Origin of the sequence: Rhodococcus sp. WB9, assembly GCF_007558985.1 — a bacterium.
Taxonomy (GTDB): Bacteria; Actinomycetota; Actinomycetes; order Mycobacteriales; family Mycobacteriaceae; genus Rhodococcus_F; species Rhodococcus_F opacus.
Map to the genome: position 1 here is coordinate 6,475,612 of NZ_CP041769.1, position 20,282 is coordinate 6,495,893.

General features: G+C 68.7%; 16 protein-coding genes. 4 read left to right on the forward strand and 12 right to left on the reverse strand.

Annotation, left to right across the window (positions count from 1 at the left end; all coding sequences use genetic code 11):
• Positions 1–18: 18 nt before the first annotated feature.
• Positions 19–1,974 carry an aconitate hydratase gene (locus tag FND50_RS30195; RefSeq protein ID WP_144288129.1) on the reverse strand — a complete coding sequence of 652 codons (1,956 nt, stop codon included), beginning with the start codon at positions 1,972–1,974 and terminating at the stop codon, positions 19–21.
• Between the two features lie 130 nt (positions 1,975–2,104).
• On the reverse strand, positions 2,105–3,292 hold the full coding sequence (locus FND50_RS30200) for an AAA family ATPase (RefSeq protein WP_005258779.1): 1,188 nt from the start codon (positions 3,290–3,292) through the stop codon (positions 2,105–2,107).
• A gap of 169 nt (positions 3,293–3,461) precedes the next feature.
• On the opposite strand from FND50_RS30200, the gene shbA reads away from it, so the two are divergent.
• The 3 genes from shbA to FND50_RS30215 are packed head-to-tail and all read left to right on the forward strand — an operon-like array spanning position 3,462 to position 5,486.
• The gene (gene shbA, locus FND50_RS30205) at positions 3,462–4,049 is read left to right on the forward strand and encodes an RNA polymerase sigma factor ShbA (protein ID WP_144288130.1); all 588 of its coding nucleotides are present in this window, start codon (positions 3,462–3,464) and stop codon (positions 4,047–4,049) included.
• A gap of 52 nt (positions 4,050–4,101) precedes the next feature.
• Positions 4,102–5,199, forward strand: a complete 1,098-nt coding sequence (locus tag FND50_RS30210) for an exo-alpha-sialidase (protein WP_144288131.1) — start codon at positions 4,102–4,104, stop codon at positions 5,197–5,199.
• On the forward strand, positions 5,196–5,486 hold the full coding sequence (locus FND50_RS30215; RefSeq protein WP_007297691.1) for a MoaD/ThiS family protein: 291 nt from the start codon (positions 5,196–5,198) through the stop codon (positions 5,484–5,486). Before FND50_RS30210 ends, FND50_RS30215 begins: the two co-directional genes overlap by 4 nt.
• A 6-nt stretch (positions 5,487–5,492) precedes the next feature.
• On the opposite strand, the gene FND50_RS30220 is transcribed toward FND50_RS30215, so the two are convergent.
• The gene (locus FND50_RS30220) at positions 5,493–6,164 is read right to left on the reverse strand and encodes a cyclase family protein (protein ID WP_144288132.1); all 672 of its coding nucleotides are present in this window, start codon (positions 6,162–6,164) and stop codon (positions 5,493–5,495) included.
• Between the two features lie 69 nt (positions 6,165–6,233).
• Here FND50_RS30220 and FND50_RS30225 point away from each other — a divergent pair, with 69 nt between their 5' ends.
• Positions 6,234–9,731, forward strand: coding sequence for a serine/threonine-protein kinase (locus tag FND50_RS30225; RefSeq protein ID WP_144288133.1), 3,498 nt, complete (start codon positions 6,234–6,236; stop codon positions 9,729–9,731).
• Positions 9,732–9,738: 7 nt separating this feature from the next.
• Here FND50_RS30225 and FND50_RS30230 read toward each other — a convergent pair whose 3' ends face one another.
• Genes FND50_RS30230 through FND50_RS30270 form a run of 9 tightly spaced genes read right to left on the reverse strand, consistent with a single transcriptional unit; the run spans position 9,739 to position 20,171 of the window.
• A complete protein-coding gene (locus FND50_RS30230) occupies positions 9,739–10,755 on the reverse strand; it encodes an aldo/keto reductase (RefSeq protein WP_144288134.1) in 1,017 nt (338 codons plus the stop codon).
• The gene (locus tag FND50_RS30235) at positions 10,752–11,243 is read right to left on the reverse strand and encodes a hypothetical protein (RefSeq protein ID WP_144288135.1); all 492 of its coding nucleotides are present in this window, start codon (positions 11,241–11,243) and stop codon (positions 10,752–10,754) included. The genes FND50_RS30230 and FND50_RS30235 overlap by 4 nt, the downstream gene beginning before the upstream one ends.
• Positions 11,244–11,247: 4 nt before the next feature.
• Positions 11,248–12,849, reverse strand: a complete 1,602-nt coding sequence (locus FND50_RS30240) for a GMC family oxidoreductase (protein ID WP_144288136.1) — start codon at positions 12,847–12,849, stop codon at positions 11,248–11,250.
• Entirely contained in the window at positions 12,846–14,357 is a 1,512-nt protein-coding gene (locus FND50_RS30245) for an aldehyde dehydrogenase family protein (protein WP_144288137.1), read from the reverse strand. Before FND50_RS30245 ends, FND50_RS30240 begins: the two co-directional genes overlap by 4 nt.
• A gap of 16 nt (positions 14,358–14,373) precedes the next feature.
• The gene (locus FND50_RS30250; RefSeq protein WP_144288138.1) at positions 14,374–15,492 is read right to left on the reverse strand and encodes a Zn-dependent alcohol dehydrogenase; all 1,119 of its coding nucleotides are present in this window, start codon (positions 15,490–15,492) and stop codon (positions 14,374–14,376) included.
• Positions 15,493–15,526: 34 nt separating this feature from the next.
• Entirely contained in the window at positions 15,527–16,504 is a 978-nt protein-coding gene (locus FND50_RS30255) for an ABC transporter permease (RefSeq protein ID WP_144288139.1), read from the reverse strand.
• A 44-nt stretch (positions 16,505–16,548) separates the two neighbouring features.
• A complete protein-coding gene (locus FND50_RS30260) occupies positions 16,549–18,066 on the reverse strand; it encodes a sugar ABC transporter ATP-binding protein (protein WP_144288140.1) in 1,518 nt (505 codons plus the stop codon).
• On the reverse strand, positions 18,063–19,094 hold the full coding sequence (locus tag FND50_RS30265) for an ABC transporter permease (RefSeq protein WP_144288141.1): 1,032 nt from the start codon (positions 19,092–19,094) through the stop codon (positions 18,063–18,065). The genes FND50_RS30260 and FND50_RS30265 overlap by 4 nt, the downstream gene beginning before the upstream one ends.
• A 36-nt stretch (positions 19,095–19,130) precedes the next feature.
• Positions 19,131–20,171, reverse strand: coding sequence for a sugar ABC transporter substrate-binding protein (locus tag FND50_RS30270; RefSeq protein ID WP_144288142.1), 1,041 nt, complete (start codon positions 20,169–20,171; stop codon positions 19,131–19,133).
• Between the last annotated feature and the right edge of the window lie 111 nt (positions 20,172–20,282).

Consider the following 20,282-nt stretch of genomic DNA (forward strand, 5'->3'; position numbering starts at 1 on the left):
TGTACGGCGACCGGCTGATCACTCCCTGCGTGCCAGCTGTGGAATCAATCCGCCCGCGAGCACGTCGTCGACCTGACGTGGGGACAGCCGGTGACGCACTGGGATCTCCACGTCACGGGTCGAGTCGAACAGGGTCAGGTGGGGGCCGGAACGAATGGCGTCCCGGACCCCGTCGAGCACGAGTACGTCGTCCTGCCGGATCGTGTCGTAGTCGTCCGGGTTCTCGAATTCGAGCGCGAGTACACCGAAGTTGGCGAGGTTCTGCCAGTGGATACGAGCGAACGAGGTGGCGATCACCGCGTGCAACCCGAGGTAGCGCGGGGTGATCGCGGCGTGCTCACGCGAGGACCCCTGCCCGTAGTTGTCACCGCCGACGATGAAATGCCCGGTGGTCTTCGCCGTCTCCTCCGCGCGCGCCGGATAGGTCTCGTCCACCTGGGTGAACGTGAACCGGGACAGCTTGGGAATGTTGGAACGGAACGGCAGGGCCCGCGCCCCGGCCGGAGAGATCTCGTCGGTGGAGATGTTGTCACCGACCTTGAGAAGAACCGGTGCCTCGATGCGGTCGGGCAGGGGCGGAAACTCGGGCAGGGACGAGATGTTGGGCCCCTTCACGAGTTCGACGTGCCGCGCTTCCTCTTCCGGCAGCGGAGCCACCAGCATGGCCGTGTTGACGGTGGCCTCGTCCGGAAGGGTGATCTCCGGGTACGGCATCCCCGCTTTCTCCGCCCAGTCCCGCGGGTCGGTGATCACCCCGGTGAGAGCCGACGCGGCCGCCGTCTCGGGTGAACACAGCCACACGGAATCGTCACGGGTGCCCGAACGACCCGGGAAATTGCGGGGCATCGTCCGGAGGGAATTCCGGCCGGTCGCCGGCGCCTGGCCCATGCCGATGCAGCCCATGCACCCGGATTGATGAATTCGCGCGCCTGCCACGACGAGTGCGAGCGTGGCGCCCATCTTGGTCAGATCGGAAAGGATCTCCCGCGAACTCGGATTGACGTCGAAGCTCACGCTCGGGTCGGTCTGCCTCCCCGACACCATGGCCGCAGCGATCGCGAAGTCGCGCAGCCCGGGGTTGGCGGACGACCCGATCACCACCTGGCTGACGTCCTCACCCGCGACCTCCCGGACCGGCACCACGTTTCCCGGCGAAGACGGTTTCGCGATCAGCGGCTCGATCGTCGACAGGTCGAGGTGTTCGTGCACGTCGTATTCCGCGCCCGCATCGGCGAGCAGTTCCACGAAGTCGCCTTCCCTGCCCTCGGCGCGCAGGAAATCGCGGACGGCGTCGTCGGCGGGAAAGATGGACGTCGTGGCGCCCAGTTCGGCGCCCATGTTCGCGATCACGTGACGATCCATCGCCGTCAACGTCGCGAGCCCCTCACCGTGATATTCGATGATTCTGTTGAGCCCGCCCTTGACCCCGTGGCGGCGGAGCATCTCGAGGATGACGTCCTTCGCCGAACTCCAGTCGGGGAGCCGGCCGGTCAACTCCACGCCCCAGATCTGAGGCATCCGCAGGTGCAGGGGCTGACCCGCGATCGCCATGGCGACCTCGAGCCCACCGACGCCGATCGCGAGCATGCCCAGCGAGCCCGCCGCCGGTGTGTGCGAGTCGGACCCGACCATGGTCTTGCCCGGGACGCCGAAGCGCTGCATGTGGGTGGGATGAGAGACCCCGTTGCCCGGCTTCGAGAACCACAACCCGTACCGCAGGGCGGCGGTGCGGAGGAACTCGTGGTCCTCGGCGTTCTTCTCGTCGGCCTGCAGCAGATTGTGGTCGACGTATTGCGCGCTCAACTCGGTCTTGATGCGATCGAGGTGGAGCGCCTCGAGTTCCTGCATCACCAGGGTTCCGGTGGCGTCCTGGGTGAGCGTCTGGTCGATCCGGATCGAGATCTCCTCGCCCGGTTCCATCCGGCCGTCGAGGAGGTGTGCACCGATGACCTTTCGGGCGACAGTGTCCGACATCGCTGATCCCTTCGTCGTACCTCCAGGATGCGCCGGAGCCACGGCGAGGGCCAGCGCCCGGAACACGTCCGGCACTCGACAGGACAATCTTCGGCTTTCTACGCAAATTCGTAGAGAGAGCTAGATTCCGCTAGTCGTGCTGCGCCCGCAGGTACTTGCCGAAGTGCGGCACGGTGAATCCGATCGACCCGCGCTCGGCCGAATAAATCAGGCCCTTCTTGATCAGCCCGTCCCGCGCCGGTGACAGCGACGCGGGTTTGCGGCCGAGCTCGGAGGCGATCGCCGACGTGGCGACCGGCCCGTCGTCCCCGGAGAGGTCGGCCATCGCCCGCATGTACTCCCGCTCGGCAGGTGTCGCGCGCTCGTACCGCGACCCGAAGAACCCGACCGCGAGTTCCTCCTCCGCGGTCGGCGCGGCCACCCGCACGTCCTCCTCGGTGATCGGGCTGGCCGCGGCCACGTCCCACGTCGCCTTGCCGTAGGCCTGGACGAAATAGGGGTAGCCGTCGGCCGCGGCGTACAACGCGTCGAGCGCCTCGTCCGTGAACTTCACATCCTCCCGCTCGGCGGGCGCGATCAACGCCCGGTCGGCCGACACCCGGTCCAGCCGGTCGATGCGGTGGTAGCTGAACAGCCGCTCCGAGTAACTCTTGGACGCCGACAGCACCGCGGGCAGGTGCGGCAATCCGGCCCCGACCACGATCAGCGGCGCCGCGTCCTGGCTGAGCTCGTGGCAGGCCCCGCACACCGCCGAGACGTCCGCGGCGCCGAGGTCCTGCATCTCGTCGATGAACAATGCGATCCCGACCCCGACGTCGCGGGCCAGGGACGACGCGTCGAGCAGCAGTTCGACCAGGTCGATCTCGATGTCCCCGGAATCGGCGCGCCCCTTCACCGCGGGGGCGTCGATGCCCGGCTGCCACCGCTCCCGCATGCCCTTGTCGGCCGTCGCCCGCAGGGCGAACGACTTCAGGACGCCGAGGAACTCCTCCACCCGGTCGGGGTCGCGGTGCGAGCCCGCGATCTCCCGAACCGCCATGTGCAACGCCGACGACAGCGGCCGCCGCAGATCCTGATCCGGTCGGGCCTCGATCTTCCCCGTTCCCCACCGCCGCGAGATGGCGGCCGACCGCAGGTGGTTCAGCAGGACCGTCTTCCCGACGCCACGCAGACCCGTGAGCATCACACTGCGTTCCGGGCGACCGCGCGCGATCCGCTCGAGCACCACGTCGAACGCGTCGAGCTGCCTGGTTCGGCCCGCGAGCTCCGGCGGGCGCTGTCCCGCGCCGGGCGCATAAGGGTTACGGACAGGGTCCATGGCCACGAAGGTAACAACCTCTGTTGCCGAATCTGCGCTCATCTAGCGCGTGTCCTAGATCCCGCTATGGAGTCCTAGCCGGGGTGGGGACTTCCGCACCCTTCGGTGCCTATCGACTATCGCGCGTTCCCCCGAGGCTGGATGCAGCACCAGGAACAGGGAGAACACCATGATCGAGTTGGACGCCAGAGCCGAGTTGGAACGCCTCGCGCCGCACGCAGCGAAGGGCGACGAGGACGCCGTCGAAGAGGTTCTCCGCATTGCGCACCCCCTCGTGCACCGCTACTGCACGAGCCGGCTCGAGTCGGTGGATCACCCGCACACCACCGCCGACGACGTCACCCAGGACGTGTGCCTCGCGTTGATGAGCGCCCTGCGGACGTACGAGAACCAGGGAAAATCGTTGCTGTCGTTCATCTTCGGCATCGCCGCGCACAAGGTGTCCGACGCGCGGCGCCGCGCCACCCGGTTGTCCGTGCCGCAGACCGCGCGCGCCGCCGCCGCACACCACGTGGCGGACGTCGAGGATGGCCCCGAGCATCACATCCTGCGCGGTGAACTGCGCGGCGAGATGGGCCAGCTCGTCGAGACCCTTCCGGTCCGGCACCAGCAGATCCTCTTCATGCGCGTCATCGTGGGAATGTCGGCCGAGCAGACCGCACGGGTCCTGGACACCACACCGGGCGCCGTCCGCGTCGCCCAGCACCGGGCACTGAGCCACCTGCGGGCGCGGATCGGGCACGGGCCCGCCCGCTGAGAGTTCCCGCTCCGTCGTTGCCAACTGCTGGGCCGAGTGGTCCGATGGATTCATGAGCGCACCCGACACCGTCCTGGTCGCGATCGGAACGAAGAAGGGCCTGTGGCTGGCCACCAGCCGCGACCGCGCCACCTGGGCGTTGTCCGGCCCGCACTTCCTGATGAACGAGATTCCGAGTATCGGGATCGACACGCGGGCCGGCCGCACCCGCATTCTGGTCGGGGTCCGGTCCGAGCACTGGGGTCCCACCGTCGCGCACTCCGACGACCTGGGTGCCACCTGGACCGAACCGGATCACGGCGCCATCCGCTTCGGCGACGGTGACGGCGCCGCGCTCGAGCGGGTGTGGCAGCTCCGGCCCGACACGGACGACCGTCCGGGCGTCGTGTGGGCGGGGTGCGAACCCATCTCGGTGTGGCGGTCGGTCGACGGCGGCGAGCATTTCGACCTCGAACGCGGGCTGTGGGACCATCCGCACCGCCCGGAGTGGGGAGCCGGATACGGCGGCGCCGCAGCGCATTCCGTCGTACCACATCCACAGGATGCGAACACGGTGCATGTCGCGATGAGCACCGGAGGGGTCTACCGCACCACGGACGGGGGAGCGTCCTGGGAGCCGCGCAACACCGGGATCACGGCCTACTTCCTGCCGGACCCGAACCCGGAGTTCGGTCAGTGCGTCCACAAGATCGCCCGCGACGCCGTCGCCCCCGACCGGCTGTACGCCCAGAACCATCACGGCGTCTACCGCACCGACGATAGCGGTGACACGTGGAAGTCGATCGCGGACGGGCTGCCGACGGACTTCGGATTCGTGATGCTCACCCACCCGCGCCGCGAGGGAACCATCTGGGTCGTTCCGATCGAGGCGGACCGTGAACGAATCCCACCCGACGGCCGGCCGGCCGTCTACCGGAGCGAGGACGCCGGGAACAGCTGGACCCGCCTCGACAGCGGACTACCGGAACGCGACTACAACGTGGTGCTCCGGGACGCCGCCGCAGTGGACACCGGCGACCCGGTCGGCGTGTATTTCGGCACGCGCGGCGGCGAGGTGTACGGGAGCGCCGACGAGGGCGCCTCGTTCGGCACGGTCGCGGCGCATCTGCCCGACGTCCTGTGCGTGCGGGCCGCAGTGATCGCGTCATGAGTGAGGGCGTCACCGTGCGGGTTCCGCGGGCGCTGGCGTCGATCGTCGGCGGTGAACGGTCCGTACACGTGCCCCTCGACACCGCCTCGCCGCTGTCCCACGTGCTCGACGTTCTCGCGGGCGAGTTCCCGATTCTCGGCCGCCGGATTCGCGACGAGACCGGCGCCCTGCGGCGGTACGTCAACGTCTACGTGGACGGCGAGGACGTCCGGCTCCTCGGCGGGGTCGGCACCGAGGTGGCGCCCGGGCAGGAACTGCAGATCCTGCAGTCCGTGGCCGGCGGCTGAGCGCGACTAGTCGGCCAGCTCGATCGCCACTGCCCGGGTGGGGGCTCCGTCGCCGGCCTCCAAGGCGATCGGCAGGAGGCTGAGGAGCGGGTCGGGGAAGTCGATCCGGTCGAGCCGGCACAGATTCTCGCCGATCACTCCGCCTGCGTCGGCGATCAGGTGGTGAACCGGGTATCCGGCGTCGGCGTGCGCCCCGTCCGGCGTCTCGTCGATGCTCGGGGCATCGAGGCAGAACGTCCGCACTCCCCGGTCGAGCAGCAGCGCGCACGCCGCGGGGTCGAGGAACGGATGTGTGTAGTAGGCATCCGTTCCGTAGTGGCGAGACCACCCGGTATGGAACACGGCGATGTCGCCCGGCCCGGCGTCCTCCGCCCGGGACACGATGAGGTCGCGGGTAATTCGCTGCCGCGCAACGAGCCCGCGCAGGTCGAACACGACGCCACGTCCGACGAACAGCTCCGGCGCCAGCCGGTCGACGGTCGCGGCCCCCGCCTTCAGATGCGCCGGGGCGTCGACGTGCGTCCCGGACTGCGAACCGATCCTGACGTCCAGCACGTTGTAGCCGTCGCGTTCGAGGGTGCAGTGCCGGATCAGCGTCGGCACCGGGTCGCCGGGATACACCTGCATCCCCGGACCGATGGTGTGTGACAGATCCACGATTCTCCGCACGTGTGGCATCGCTCGATTGTCCGGCCTCGGGGTCACGCGTACCGCGATATGCTCGATGACGAGCGAAGAGGTGGTGGAATGACCGATTTTGACCCGCTCGCCACCCAGCGTGAGTCGGTGTCGAAAACACTCGCAACCGAGCTGTCCGCGGTCGGTCTCGAGGATGCCAGGGAGATCGGGCACGGTGGGTTCGGGGTGGTCTACCGGTGTGCCCAACCGGAACTCGATCGAACCGTGGCGGTCAAGGTCCTCACCGCGGCGCTCGATGCCGAGAACCTCGAACGGTTCCTGCGGGAGCAGCGCGCCATGGGCCGGCTGAGCGGCCACCCGCACATCGTCAACATCATGCAGGTCGGGACGACCGACACCGGCCGGCCGTACATCGTGATGCAGTTCCATCCCCACGACTCGCTGGACGCGCAGATCCGCAGGCGCGGGCCCATCCCCTGGAGCGACGCCCTGCGTATCGGGGTGAAACTTGCCGGTGCACTCGAAACCGCGCACCGGGTGGGCATCCTGCACCGAGACGTCAAACCGGGAAACATCCTGCTGACGGAGTACGGCGAACCGCAGCTCACCGATTTCGGGATCGCGCGGATGTCGGGGGCGTTCGAGACGACTGCGGGCACCGTCACCGGCTCCCCAGCTTTTACCGCTCCCGAGGTTCTGTCGGGGCGGACCCCGACCGCCGCCTCCGACGTGTACAGCCTCGGTGCGACCCTGTTCAGCGCGATCACCGGGCACGCGGCCTTCGAACGGCACAACGGCGAGGAGGTGATCGCGCAGTTCCTGCGGATCACCACCCAGCCTGTCCCGGACCTGCGGACGGAGGGTTTCCCCGAGGACCTCAGCGCCGTGATCCAGCGGGCGATGTCCGGTAAACCGCAGGATCGCCCCGCGTCCGCCGCCGCGTTCGGGGACGAACTGCGGGAGGTAGAACGCCACCACGGACTGGCCGTGGACGAGATGGCGATGCCCGTCGACGCCGGGGTCCACCACGTCGAGGACGCCTCGCCCGGGGCGGTCTCGACCATCTCCGGTCCGTTCCGGACCTCCACGACGGGACGGGCGCGATATGCGTCGACGCCGCCGCCCGCGCCGGCCACCCGGTTCCGGCCGCCCGCCGCGACCCGTCAGCTCGTCGAGCGGAACCGGCTGATCGACCTGCTGCGGGCCGGACGCCGACGCCTGCTGACCGTGATCCACGGCCCCACTGGATTCGGCAAGAGCACCCTCGCCGCCCAGTGGCGGAACGTCCTCGCCGACGAGGGCGTGGCCGTCGCGTGGCTCACCGTCGACAGCGACGACGACAACGTGGTCTGGTTCGTCGCCCACCTCATCGAGGCGATCCGCCGCGTGCGCCCCAACCTGGCCAAGGAACTCGGCCAGGTCCTCGAAGAGCACGACGACGAGGCCGAACGCTACGTGCTCACCTCGCTCGTCAACCAGATCCACGAGAGCGGCGAACGGATCGCCCTGATCATCGACGACTGGCAGCGGGTGTCCGAGCCCGCGACGATCGCCGCACTGGAGTTCCTCCTCGACAACGGGTGTCACCACCTGCAGGTCGTGGTGACGAGCCGGACCAGGGCCGGGCTGCCGATGAGCCGCATGCGCGTCAAGGACGAACTCGTCGAAATCGACTACTCCGAACTGCGTTTCGACGATTCCGAAGCCCGGTCGTTCCTCGTCGACCTCGGTGGCCTGCCCCTCGACACCGAGGACGTCACCGAGCTCCGCGACTCCACCGACGGGTGGGTGGCGGCGCTCCAACTGGCGTCGTTGTCGCTGCGCGGGCGAGCGGATCCCTCCGAGCTGATCGCCGGACTGTCCGGCCGCCACCACGCGATCGGCGAATTCCTCGCCGAGAACGTCCTCGACACCCTCGAACCCGAGATGCTCGATTTCCTGCTGGCCACCTCGATCACCGAACGCACGTGCGGCAGTCTCGCAGGCGCCCTCGCACACACCGCGCGTGGGCAGGCGATGCTCGAGGCCGCCGAGGACCGGGACCTGTTCCTGCGCCACATCGACGACGAGCGAACGTGGTTCCGCTACCACACCCTGTTCGCCGAGTTCCTGCGCCGCCGGCTCGAACGCGACCAACCCGACCGCGTCCGGGAACTGCACCGCGTCGCGTCCCGCTGGTTCTGCGACCACAGTCTGCTCCGCGAGGCCGTCGACCACGCCATCGCCGGCGGCGAAGAGCAACGCGCGGTGGAACTCGTCGAAGCGGACGGACTGATACTGCTCGAGCAGTCCCAGGCGGCGACGTTGTCGGCGGTGGTCGACAAGCTGCCACCGGCGCTCGTCGCCGCGAGCGCCCGGTTGCAGGTCACGACCGCGTGGGCGCACGCGATGGCGAACCGGACCATGGCCGCCGAACGCGCGCTCGAGCGAGCCGAATGGGCACTCGACCACAGCGGCGCGAGCGCGAGCGACACGGCGGATCTGCGGGCGGAGGCGGGCGTCGTCCGTGCGGTGGCCGAACTACGCAACGACCGCAGCGGCCGGATCGACGAACTCGCCGCCGACTGCCTGGCGCGGCCGGAGACAATGTCCCCGTGGGTGGTGTGCGCCGCGTTCAACGTCACCACATTCGCCGCCGTGTACCGCTTCGACTTCGCGGAGGTGCGCAGGATCCAGGAAGTGGCCCGGCCCTACTACGAGCGGAACACGGGACCGCACAACGTCGTTCACGGTCAGAGCTATCTGGGTGTCGCGTCCTACGAGCAGCTCGACGTCGACGACGCCGTCGACCGCTTCCGGCGGGCCCGGCGAGCCGGACGGAAACTGGGCGGGCCGCGAGCCCCGTCCGCCCGGCTCGCGGGGTCGCTGCTCGGTGAGGTGCTCTACGAACGTGGGGACGTCGAAGAAGCCGAACGTCTCCTCGACGACGGATACACCCTCGCCGTCGAGACCGGTGGGGTGGACTTCAAGGTCGCCCGCTTCGTGACCGGCGCTCACGTCAAGGCGCTGCGGGGTGACCGCGAGGAGGCGACGACACGCCTGCACGCCGGACTCGAGGTGGCCGAGACCTACTCCCTCGCCCGCCTGCGGGCCCGCATCGAGAACGAACGCCGGCGGCTCGGCATCACCCCGCATCCCGCCCTGGGGGCACCGAACCCGATCTCACACGAAGACAGGCGGCGCCCGGTGTCGGGCATCGACGAGATTGTCGCGCAGGTCGAGGAGACCACCGCGATCCGGATGCTGCTCGCCACCGGGGCGCGCGAGAACATCGAGCTGGCGTGCACCTGGGCGCAGGAGTGGACCGATCGACTGGCCGGCACCGGCCGCAACCGCGCCTACCTGCTGGCCGAGCGCCTCCGGGTGGCGTGCCTCGCCGCCGCGGGCCGCGACGACGAGGCGAAGCAGACCCTCGCCTCCATCGCCTCGATCTGCGCGGCACGCGGACTCCACCGCGTGCTTCCCGACGGTGGCCCCCTCGTAGTCGCCCTGGTCGCGGATCTCCGGGCAGATCAGCTGGCCGGCAACTGGCGGCCGGAGTGGCCGACGGTGCCCTCCGACTTTCTCGAGGAGCTACAGAACGCAACCGCTCCGTACACGATGTGACCGGCGGTCAGGACGGAGTGGGCGCCTCCTCCAGGATCAGTCCCGCGGCGCGCAGGTCATCCCAGAATTCGGCCGGGATCGGGTGTTCGAGCCAGGCCGCGTTCTGCCGCAACTGCTCGCAGTTCCGTGCGCCCAGCAGAAGTTCCCGCACCGCCGGATGCGCGGCCGCGAACTGAATCGAGGCGGCCGCCAACGGAACCCGATGACGCTCGCAGTGCTTCTCGATGTCGCGCACCCGGCTCAGCACCTCTTCGGGTGCGGGCTGATAGTTGAACTTGGCGCCGGGCACCGCGCCGGTGGCCAGGATGCCCGAATTGAACACACCGCCGAGCACGATCGCGACGTCGCGCTCCACTGCGAGCGGCAACAGGTCCTTCACCGGATCCTGCTCGAGCAGGGTGTATCTTCCCGCGAGGAGGACGCAGTCGAGATCGACGCGTTCGAGGGCGTCGACGACGACGTCGGCCTCGTTGACCCCGACGCCGATCGCCCGGACCACGCCCTCCTCCCGCAACCGGATCAGCGCGGGGAACGCACCCTCGAGCGCTTCCGCGAACCGCGCGGGCTGGGCGTCGCCGTGCGTGTACCGGTCGACGTCGTGCACGTAGAGGATGTCGAATCTGTCCTGGCACATGCGCTGCAGGCTGTCGTCCACCTGCCGCAGGACCGCGTCGTACGAGTAGTCGAAGTCGGCCCGGAACGGCGGGGTGTCCACCCAGATTCCGGTGTCGAACGACCCACGGCGCGCGGGCGTCAACGTGCGCCCCACCTTCGTGGACAACACGTAGTCGTCGCGGTCCCTCGTCAGCAGTGCATGGCCCACCCGGTGCTCGGACAGCCCGTGCCCGTACATGGGTGCGGTGTCGAACGAACGCACCCCCATGTCCCACGCCTCGGCGATCTGCGCCTGCGCCTCCGCCTCGGGGACCGGTCGGAAGATGTTGCCGATGGGCGCACCGCCGTAGCCGAGCAGCGTCACGTCGAACCCTGCGCGCCCGAACGTCCGAGTGTCGTTCACCTTCATGGATTCTCGCTTCCGTTGCCGAGGAACAGGGTGCTCGGGTCGCGCATCACGGAGTCCATCTCGCGAAGGCACACGACCTTGATCGCCGCCACGACCAACTCCGAATAGAACTGGTCGTGGAACCACTTGTCGCCGCTGTACGCCACGACCAGCCCGCCCTCGCCCACCGCGCTGCCACCCCACTTGGTCCAACCGTGCTGGTACAGATAGGGATGCAGCTGCTGAACGGCGTGCGACGGCAGTCCGGTGGTCCAGCTGATCCGAGCCTTCGACTCGGCAATCACGTCGTACGGCCCGGTCCAGTCCGTCTGCTCACCCCAGCTACAGCGGAAGACGACGGGCAACTCCGCGTCGTCGGTGGGGGCGACGCCTGGCCGGAGCATGACGAGATGCCCCGGAGATCCGTGGGAGAGGTTCTCGATCGACGGGCGAGCCAACTCGACGGCCTCCCGAGCCACGTCCTCGGTCAGTCCGGAAAAATTGGTCATCCGGTCATCCTTCCCCACGGATCAGATCGATCGCCTTCTCGGCGATCATCACCGTGGGAGCCTGGGTGTTGGAACTGACGATGCGCGGCATGACGGACGAGTCGACCACCCGCAGACCCTCGATGCCCATCACCTTCAGTTCCGGCGAGACGACGGCGTCGTCGCCGACACCCATCGCGCACGTGCCGACCGGGTGGTACGAGGTGCGGCCGTACGCGCGAACGAACTTCACGTAGTCGTCCTTCGTGTTCACCGACAGACCACCGGCCAGATGTTCCGCCTTGATGTGCCGCGCCATCGACGACTGCGCCATGATCTCGCGGCTCTGCCGGAGCCCCTCGATGCTCGACTCCAGGTCGAAGTCGGTGGCGAGGAAGTTCGGGTCGATCAGCGGCTGGGCGGTGGGATCGTTCGACCTGATCTTCACCGAGCCGCGGCTCTCCGGCCTCAGTGAGTACGAGTTCAGGGTGCAGCCGTAGCCGGGACGGACCGCGGCGACACCGGCCTCGACGCCGGCGGCGGGCAGGAAGTGGAACTGCAGATCCGGAATCGACTCCGCCGCGTGCCCGAAATTGAACCCACCGGCCTCGACGACGGTCGACGCAAGCGGGCCGCGCCGGAAGGCCGCGTACTCGAGTCCCGCCTTCGCCGTGGCCGGACGCATCAGGTTCAGTCGGTCGAGGCTCTGGTATTCACGGAGTTCGTAGATGACGTCGAGATCGCAGTGGTCGTGCAGGTTCCGGCCGACACCGGGAAGCGCATGGGCCACCTCGACATTCGCGTCCCGGAGATCGTCGGGATGACCGATCCCCGACAGCTGCAGGATCTTGGGCGAACCGAACGCGCCCGCCGCGACCAGCACCTCGCGGGACGCACGGAACGTCTCCACACCGTGCGGGGTGAGCACCTCGATCCCGGTGGCGCGTCCGCCGTCGAGCAGCACCCGCGACACGACGACGTTCTCCCGGACCGTCAGGTTGGGCCGCTTCCTGGCGGGTGCGAGGTACGCGACCGCGGCGCTGCACCGGCGGGCGTTCTTCGTGGTCGTCTGATAGAGGCCGACACCGTACTGGTGCTCGCCGTTGAAGTCGCCGTTGAACGGCAACCCGAATTCCTGACCCGCCTGGACGAACGACTTCGACAGCGGATGAGGGTTGACGGGATCGGAGACGCCGAGCGGCCCGTCGGTGCCATGGTACGGCGCCGACAGCCGTTCGTTGTCCTCGGACCGGAGGAAGTACTTCTGGATCTCCGCGAACGACCATCCCGCGCAGCCGTATTTCAGCGCCCACTCGTCGTAGTCCTCGTGCGCGCCACGCGTGAACACCTGAGCGTTGATCGAGCCGCCACCGCCGATGACCTTGCCCTGGGCGAGGGGGATGACCCGGTCGTTGCAGTGTTTCTGCGGGACGCTCGAGAATCCCCAGTCGTACTTGCTCGCAGTGAGTTTCGCGAATCCCGCCGGCACGTGGATGAACGGATGCCGGTCGTTGCCGCCGGCCTCGAGCAGGAGGACCCGGACCATCGGATCCTCGGTCAGCCGTCCGGCCAGCACGCAGCCCGCAGTGCCGCCGCCCGCGATGACGTAGTCGTAGGTGGCACTCATCGGTTGCCTCCGGTCCAGTTCGGGAACACGCGCTGACGTGGTCCGGTGCGGATCTGAATGGTCTTGACGTCGGTGAACTCGTCGAAGCCTGCCTGCCCCATCTCGCGGCCGAACCCGCTCTGCTTCATGCCGCCGGCAGGCAGCTGCGGGGCGCCGTCGATGGTGGTGTTCACCCACACGCGGCCGCTGCGCATCTCCTTCGCCACCCGCAGCGCCTTGTCGATGTTCTTGGTCCAGATCGAGCCGGCGAGTCCGTATTCCGTGGCGTTGGCGAGCCGGATGGCGTGGTCGACGTCGCTGAACCGGGTGACGGTGAGCACGGGTCCGAAGATCTCCTCCTGGAAGGCGGCGGACTCCTCGGCCACGCCGTCGAGAATCGTGGGAGCGACGAAATGCCCGCTCCCCCAGCTCTCTCCGCACAGCCGGTCACCACCGGTCAGGACGGTCGCACCGTCCCGCCGCGCCGCGTCGATGTGCCCGAGCACCTTCTCGAGGTGGCCGACGTCGATCATCGGACCCAGTTCGCTGGCGTCGTCGAGCGGTCCGCCCACCCTGATGCGGCCGGCGGCCTCGACGAGGCGGGCGAGGAAGGCGTCCGCGATCGAGTCCTGGACCAGGAGCCGGGCACCCGACACGCAGCACTCACCCTGATTGAAGAACACACCGAACAGGACTCCGTCGAGTGCGTCGTCGAGGTCGGCGTCGTCGAACACGACGCTGGCGGCCTTGCCACCCAGTTCCATCGACAGTCGCTTGACGCTGCCCGCCGAGGCCTCCACGATGCGCTTACCGGTGGCGGTGCTCCCGGTGAACGACAGGATGTCGACCAGGCTGCTCTCCGCGAGCGGGGCACCGACCTCGGTCCCCGCGCCCGTCACCACGTTCACCACCCCGTCGGGGATCCCGGCCTCGGTGAGCAACCGGGCCAGCTCGACGGCGGTGCCGGACGTGAACTCGGATGGCTTCACCACCGCCGTGCAGCCCGCGCCGAGCGCGAACGGCAACTTCTGCGCGAGCAGGAGCAGCGGGAAGTTCCACGGGATGATCATGCCGACCACGCCGGCGGGCTCCCGGACCACCATGGCGGTGCAGTCGTCGCCGAGCGCCGTGTGTGCCTCACCGTGCATCGTCATGGCCAGCGCAGCGGCGTACTCGAACAACTCGATGCTCGCCCCAACGTCGCCGCGGGCCAGAGTGATCGGTTTGCCCGACTCCTCCGCGTCGATCCGGGCGAGTCGTTCCTCGTGCTCGCGCATCAGCCCCGCGCACCGCAGCAGTGCCCGGCCGCGGTCCATCGCGGTCCAGTGCGGCCACTCGCCCTCGTCGAAGGCCTCCCGCGCGACCGCAACGGCCAGGGCCGCGTCGGCGCGGGTCCCCGCGGTGAACGTGGCGACGACGCGACCATCGGCCGGGCTGACCCGTTCGATGATGTTCTCGGACGGGGGCACGCTGCGCCCGCCGATGAAGTGTCCGTAGCTGCGGATCTGTGTTGCTTCGACTGTCGACATCTTTGGCAGTTCCTCGTCAGTGTTCGTGGATCAGGACACCACGCAGGTTGAGCCCCGCGTGCATGTCCACGTATGCGTCGTTGACCTGGTCCAGGCTGTAGCGCCGGGTGATCAGTTCGTCCAGCTTCAGTCGTCCCGACTTGTAGTAGTCCAGCAGGGCCGGGATGTCCCGGGTGGGGTTGCAGTTGCCGAACAGCACCCCCCGCAGATGCTTGGCGTAGACCACCAGTTCGAGCGGACTGATCGGGATCCCGGGTTCGTTCTGGCCGATCGACACGACGGCGACGGTTCCCTCCTTGCGGACGGCGCCGAACGCGTCGGCGATCAGCTGTCCGTCCACCACGCCGACGGTGACGACGGCGCTGTCGGCGCCCTGCCCGTTGGTGACCGAGCGGACGAACGGCATGGCCTCGTCGATCGACGCGTACGCGTGGGTGGCGCCGAGTTCGAGCGCTCGTTCGCGTTTGAACGGGACCGGGTCGACCGCGACGACGTGCGTGGCACCCGCGTGGTGGGCGCCCTGCACCGCGTTGATCCCCACACCGCCGACCCCGACGACCAGCGTCGTGTCCCGGGGACGGACGCCCGCGCCGTTCACGGCGGAGCCCCACCCGGTGGCGACCCCGCACGAGACGAGGCAGGCCACGTCGAACGGGATGCCGTCGTCGATCTTGACGGCCTGTGCCTGCGAGGTGACGAGGTAGTTCGCGAACGTGCCGAGGCGCTGCATGGCGCCGATCGGCCGCCCTGACTGCGTGGCGAACCGCGCCGTTCCGTCGAGCATGAAACCAGCCTCCATACCGGCCCCCGTGTCGCAGACATATTGCATCCCCTGCGCGCACCAGGCGCAAGTTCCGCAAGCCGGGAGGTAGGCGGTGGCGACGTGATCGCCGACGGCGAGCCGGGTGACACCGGGCCCGACCGCGTCGATCACACCGGCACCCTCGTGTCCGCCGACCAGCGGCAGCGTATTGGGAATGTCACCGGTGACGAGGTGATCGTCGGAGTGACACAGTCCGGACGCCATCACCTTGATCCGCACCTCGCCGGGACCGGGTTCCGCGAGGACGAGGTCGTCGACCTCCCACTTGCCGCCCACTTCGTGAATCACCGCACCGCGTGCCGTCGTACTCATCGTTCTCCTTCGAATCTCACACTGACACAGAGTCTTACTTGATGATCGAGAGCCGGCTGCGGTCGAGGGTCACGGCGACCGCGACGATGACGACCGCGCCGTACACGATCTGCTGGAAACTGGGGTCGATGCCGGCCACCGAGCCGCCGACCCGGAGAACGGTGACCACCAGGGCGCCGACGAGCACCCGCCACGCTCCACCGATTCCACCGGTGATGGCGCAGCCGCCGACCAGCACGGCCGCGATGGCAGGCAGGAGCAGCGAATCCGCGAGTTGCGGTGCGGCGCTCTGCTGCTGGGCCGACAATACGATACCCGCCGCGCCCGCGAAGAATCCGGACAGGGCGAATGCGCTGATCCGGACGATCCGGGTTCGGACGCCGCTCATCATCGCCGCCTTCTCCCCCAGTCCGACGAGGTGGAAGACGTTGCCCCGCGGGGAGAACCGCATCGCGCAGAACACCGCGGCCACTGCGGCGACACCGGCCCACACCGCCATGGGGAGACCGAGCACCGTCCACGAACTGAGCCAGAAGATCGCGTCGTAGCCTTCGCTGATGTAGATGGTGGTCGACCCGGACGCCACGAGCGCGACCGCACCCCAGAACCCCAGCGCCCCGAGCGAGACGACGAACGACGGGACCTGACCGAACACGATCAGGAGACCGGTCAGCGCACCGATCAGAGTGAGCGCCACGAGGGTGACGACGACGGCGAGGGGACCGAGGGAGCCGATCACCGTCGCCAGGATCACCGTGGCGAGCGACGCCAGCGCCGCCACCGACAGGTCGATGCCGCCGGTGAGGATGACGAACATCTGGCCCAGCCCGAGCAGCAGAATCGGGACCGCCTGCGCCGAGACCACCGCGAGGGCGTTCATCGACAGGAAATTCGGTTCGGCGAGCGCGACGAGCAGGACGAGCGCGACCAACACGACCGACGGGCCTGCCAGCCGCAACCGGTCCCGCGTCGTCCGGGACACCACCGGCGCCGCACCCTCGGGTGCGCGCATCTCGGTGGAAGTCCTCTCGGCGGAAGTTCTTGTTGCCACGGCGATCACATCATCTTCTCGAGGAGTTGGAGTTTGCTGGGCGGGTTTCCGGGCGGCGAGTCGAACGCGCCGGTGATCTCGCCGTCCCGCATCACGATCACACGGTGGCCGAGGCCGATCGCCTCGTCCAGGGTGTCGGCGAGCACCAGAATCGCCACTCCCCTGTCGGAGAGGTCGCGGAAGACGGCGTAGAGGTCTTCTTTCGCGCCGATGTCGAGGCCGCGGGTGGGGTGGTCGAGAACCAGCACCTTCAGTCCGTCGCCCAGGATCCACTTGGCCACCACGGCCTTCTGCTGGTTGCCGCCCGACAGTCGCGCGATGTCGGCGTCGGGGTCCGCGGGCCGGATGCCGAGTTTCTCGATCCAGCCGCGGGCGGTCTCCTCCACCCGGGCTCCCGAGGAGATCCGGCCACCGCCTGCCTTCACCGGATGCACCGTCGCGATGTTCTGCGCCACGGTCGCGCCCGCGATCATGCCTTCGACGCGACGCTCGGCGGGAACGTATGCGACACCGGACCGCACGGCGTCCGCCGGTGATCCGGGGGCCGACCGCTGTCCGTCGATCTCGACGGTTCCGGAGTGGATGGGGACGGCGCCGAAGACGGCGCGGGCCACCTCCTCGCGGCCGGAGTCGACCACGCCCACCACCGACACGATCTCGCCGGCGTGGACGTCCAGCGACACGTCCTTCGCCTTGCCGCCGCAGGTGAGGTTGCGGACCGACAGAGTCGGCGTGCCGGTCCGGGGAACGGCCCGCTTGCGCTCCGACGAGTAGATCTCCTCGGCCGCGCCCTTGCCGATCATCAGCTGGTACAGCTCGGATTCGGTTGCCGCCGCGGCGATCCGCTCACCGACCACCTTGCCGTCGCGCAGCACGTACACGCGGTCGGAGAAGCGGAGGACCTCGTCGAGACGGTGGGAGACGAAGATGACGGAACCGCGCTCCTTGAGGGCGGTGACCCGGCGATGGAGCACCTCGACGTCCTCGGGTTCGAGCACCGACGTCGGCTCGTCGAGGATGAGCAGCGGCGGGTGTTCCACCTGCCTGCCGCCGACGGCCCGAGCCACCTCCACCATCTGGCGCTGGGCGAACCCGAGCGTCTCGGTCAGGGCGCGCGGGTCGACCGTCGACTCCACCACCGACAACATTTCCTGGGCGCGGGCCCTGATCTTCCGTCGGCGGAGGAACCCGGCTCGGGTGGTGTCGCCCTCGTGTCCGAGGATCAGGTTCTGGCCGACGGTGAGGTTCGGCAGCAGCGACTGCTCCTGGTGCACCACCCCGATCCCGTGGTCGGCGGCGTCGGCGGGGCTTCCGAAGCTCACGTCGCGCCCGCCCAGCACCATCCGGCCGCCGTCCTGGCGGTGGACTCCCGCGAGGATCTTGAGCAGCGTCGACTTTCCGGCGCCGTTCTCGCCGATCAGCCCCACGACCTCGTTCGGAGCGATGGACACGCTCACGTCGTCGAGGACGGTGTTGGGTCCGAATTTCTTCGTGACATTGCGGAGTTCCAGGAGAGATGTCATTTCACGACCCTCAATCGACTGCGGGCGGGCCACCCGGTGGCGATCACCGCGACCACGATGATGAGACCTTGCGCGCCCTGCTGGATGTACGGGCTGGCGCCCGACAGGAGAAGTCCGTTGCCGAGGACCACGAGGAGCAGCACACCCACGAGAGAATGCAGGGGTCCGCCGCGACCGCCGCTCAGCAGGGTGCCTCCGACGACCACCGCGGACAGGGTGAGGAAGAGGCTTCCCGATCCGACGCTCACGTCGCCGACACCGAGCCGGATGGTGGCCAGCACTCCGCCGAGCCCGGACAGCAGTCCGGCCACGGCGAACAGGATGATCTTGGTGCGCCCGACCGGGACGCCCGCCAGGCGGCTGGTCGCCTCGTCGCCGCCGATCGCGTAGGTGTGCATGCCGAGCCGGGTTCTCTTGCACAGCAGCACTGTCACGGCCACGGCGGCGAGCGCGAACACCACGACGACGGGAAGCCCGAGCCAGTGGCCGCCGGCCCAGGCCGCGAGCGACGGGTCGGCGAGCTGAGGGGTGGCGGTGCCGAAGAGCACGGTGGCGACACCGAGACCGACGAACCACGTACCCAGTGTGACGAGGAAGGACGGCACCCGGACGACGACGTGCAGCACGCCGTTGACCACTCCGAAGAGCAAACCGACCCCCAGCGCCAGCAGGACCGCGAGGAGTCCCAGGTCGTTGCCGTTGACGCTGTTCGCTGCAAGTAGGACGAACGTCAGCCCGCTGGCCGCCATCACGCCCTCGATCGACAGGTCCACGCCGCCCACCAGGACCACCAGCGTCGCGCCCATCGCGAGGACGACGGGTATCGCGGCCTGCTCCACGATCGCTATCGCGTTGCTCGCCGTCGCGAAGCCGGGAGCCAGCGCGGCGAAGACGGCGCACAGTCCCAGCAGGGCGGCGAGCGGGCCGGCGGTGGAGAGCAGCCGGCGAACTCGTAGTCGTGTGCTGCGCACGGGCGCAACGGGTTCTGCGGGGGTCGTCACCTCCCCGGTCACTTCAGTCGTCGACATCGTTACTCCTTCGGAAGTTCGGTGGTGTTCGGAGGGTTATCGGGCGACGGGCCCGGTGATGCGGGAGAACGGATCCTGCACGGACCGCACGATCTCCTCGTCAGTCGGAACGGCGAGGAACTGGTCGACGTTGTTCGCGGTGATCAGAGACTGATCGACGAAGAATTCGCGGTTCTCCCGGGGCAGCGACTCGACGTCGAGTGCGCCGGTCATGGCCTGGTAGCAGATGGCGAGTCCCATCGCGCCGTTGAAGTAGGGGTGGGTCGTGTAGGTGGAGAGCAGCTCCCCGTTCGCGATGGCGCCCAGGCCTTCCGGGGTGGCGTCCGCGGCGCTGGCGATCTTGATCTCCCCCGCGCGGCCCGCCTCACGCACCGCCTGCAGAGCGCCCAGTGCCATGGAATCCGTTGCGGCCCAAATACCGTTCACCTGGTCGCCGTACTTGTTGAGCAGGGTCTGCGTGGTGGTGTAGGCCTTGTTGCGGTCGAAGTCGGCGGGCTGGTCGTCGAGCAGGGTGACGCCGGACTGTCCGTCCATCGCCTGCTGGAAGCCCTGGAACCGGGTCTGGCTGATCTCGTTGGCGAGCAAACCCTGCAGCGCGATCACGCCGCCGGTGCCGCCGAGCGAATCGACGAGGGCCTTCCCCGTGTCGGCTCCCTGCTGGACGCCGTCGTAGGCGACGTACGACGCCCATCCGTTCCCGACGTCCTGGGGATGCAGGTCGGCAGGCTTGCTCCACTGGGTGACCGCGCACCCGCCGCTGTTCTGCACGGCGCGCACGATCGCGGGGGTGTCGGCGCTCGTGTTCGGGTTGATGTTGAGCAGCACGGTCTTGCCTGCGGCGAGCACCGACTGCAACTGCGACAGCGCGTTCTGCGAGTCGCCGCCGTAGACGATCACCTTCAGTTCGATCCCCAGCGATTCGGCGTACGCGCGGCTGCCCTGCACCCACGCGGCTTCATACGGGTTGGTGAGCGACCGCACCTCGGAGACCATCACCATGTCGCCCCGGTCGACGGCTGCCCCGTCCCGCTCGATCTGTTCCGATCCCGTCGAGCAAGCGATGGCGGAGCTCGCCATGACGGAGACTGCCGCGGCAACGCCGACGGCCCGGGCTGCCGCCCTGATTGATCGTTGCGTCCGTGTCATCGTTCGTCCACTTCCTGAAAAATGAATGTAAACGCTTTCTTA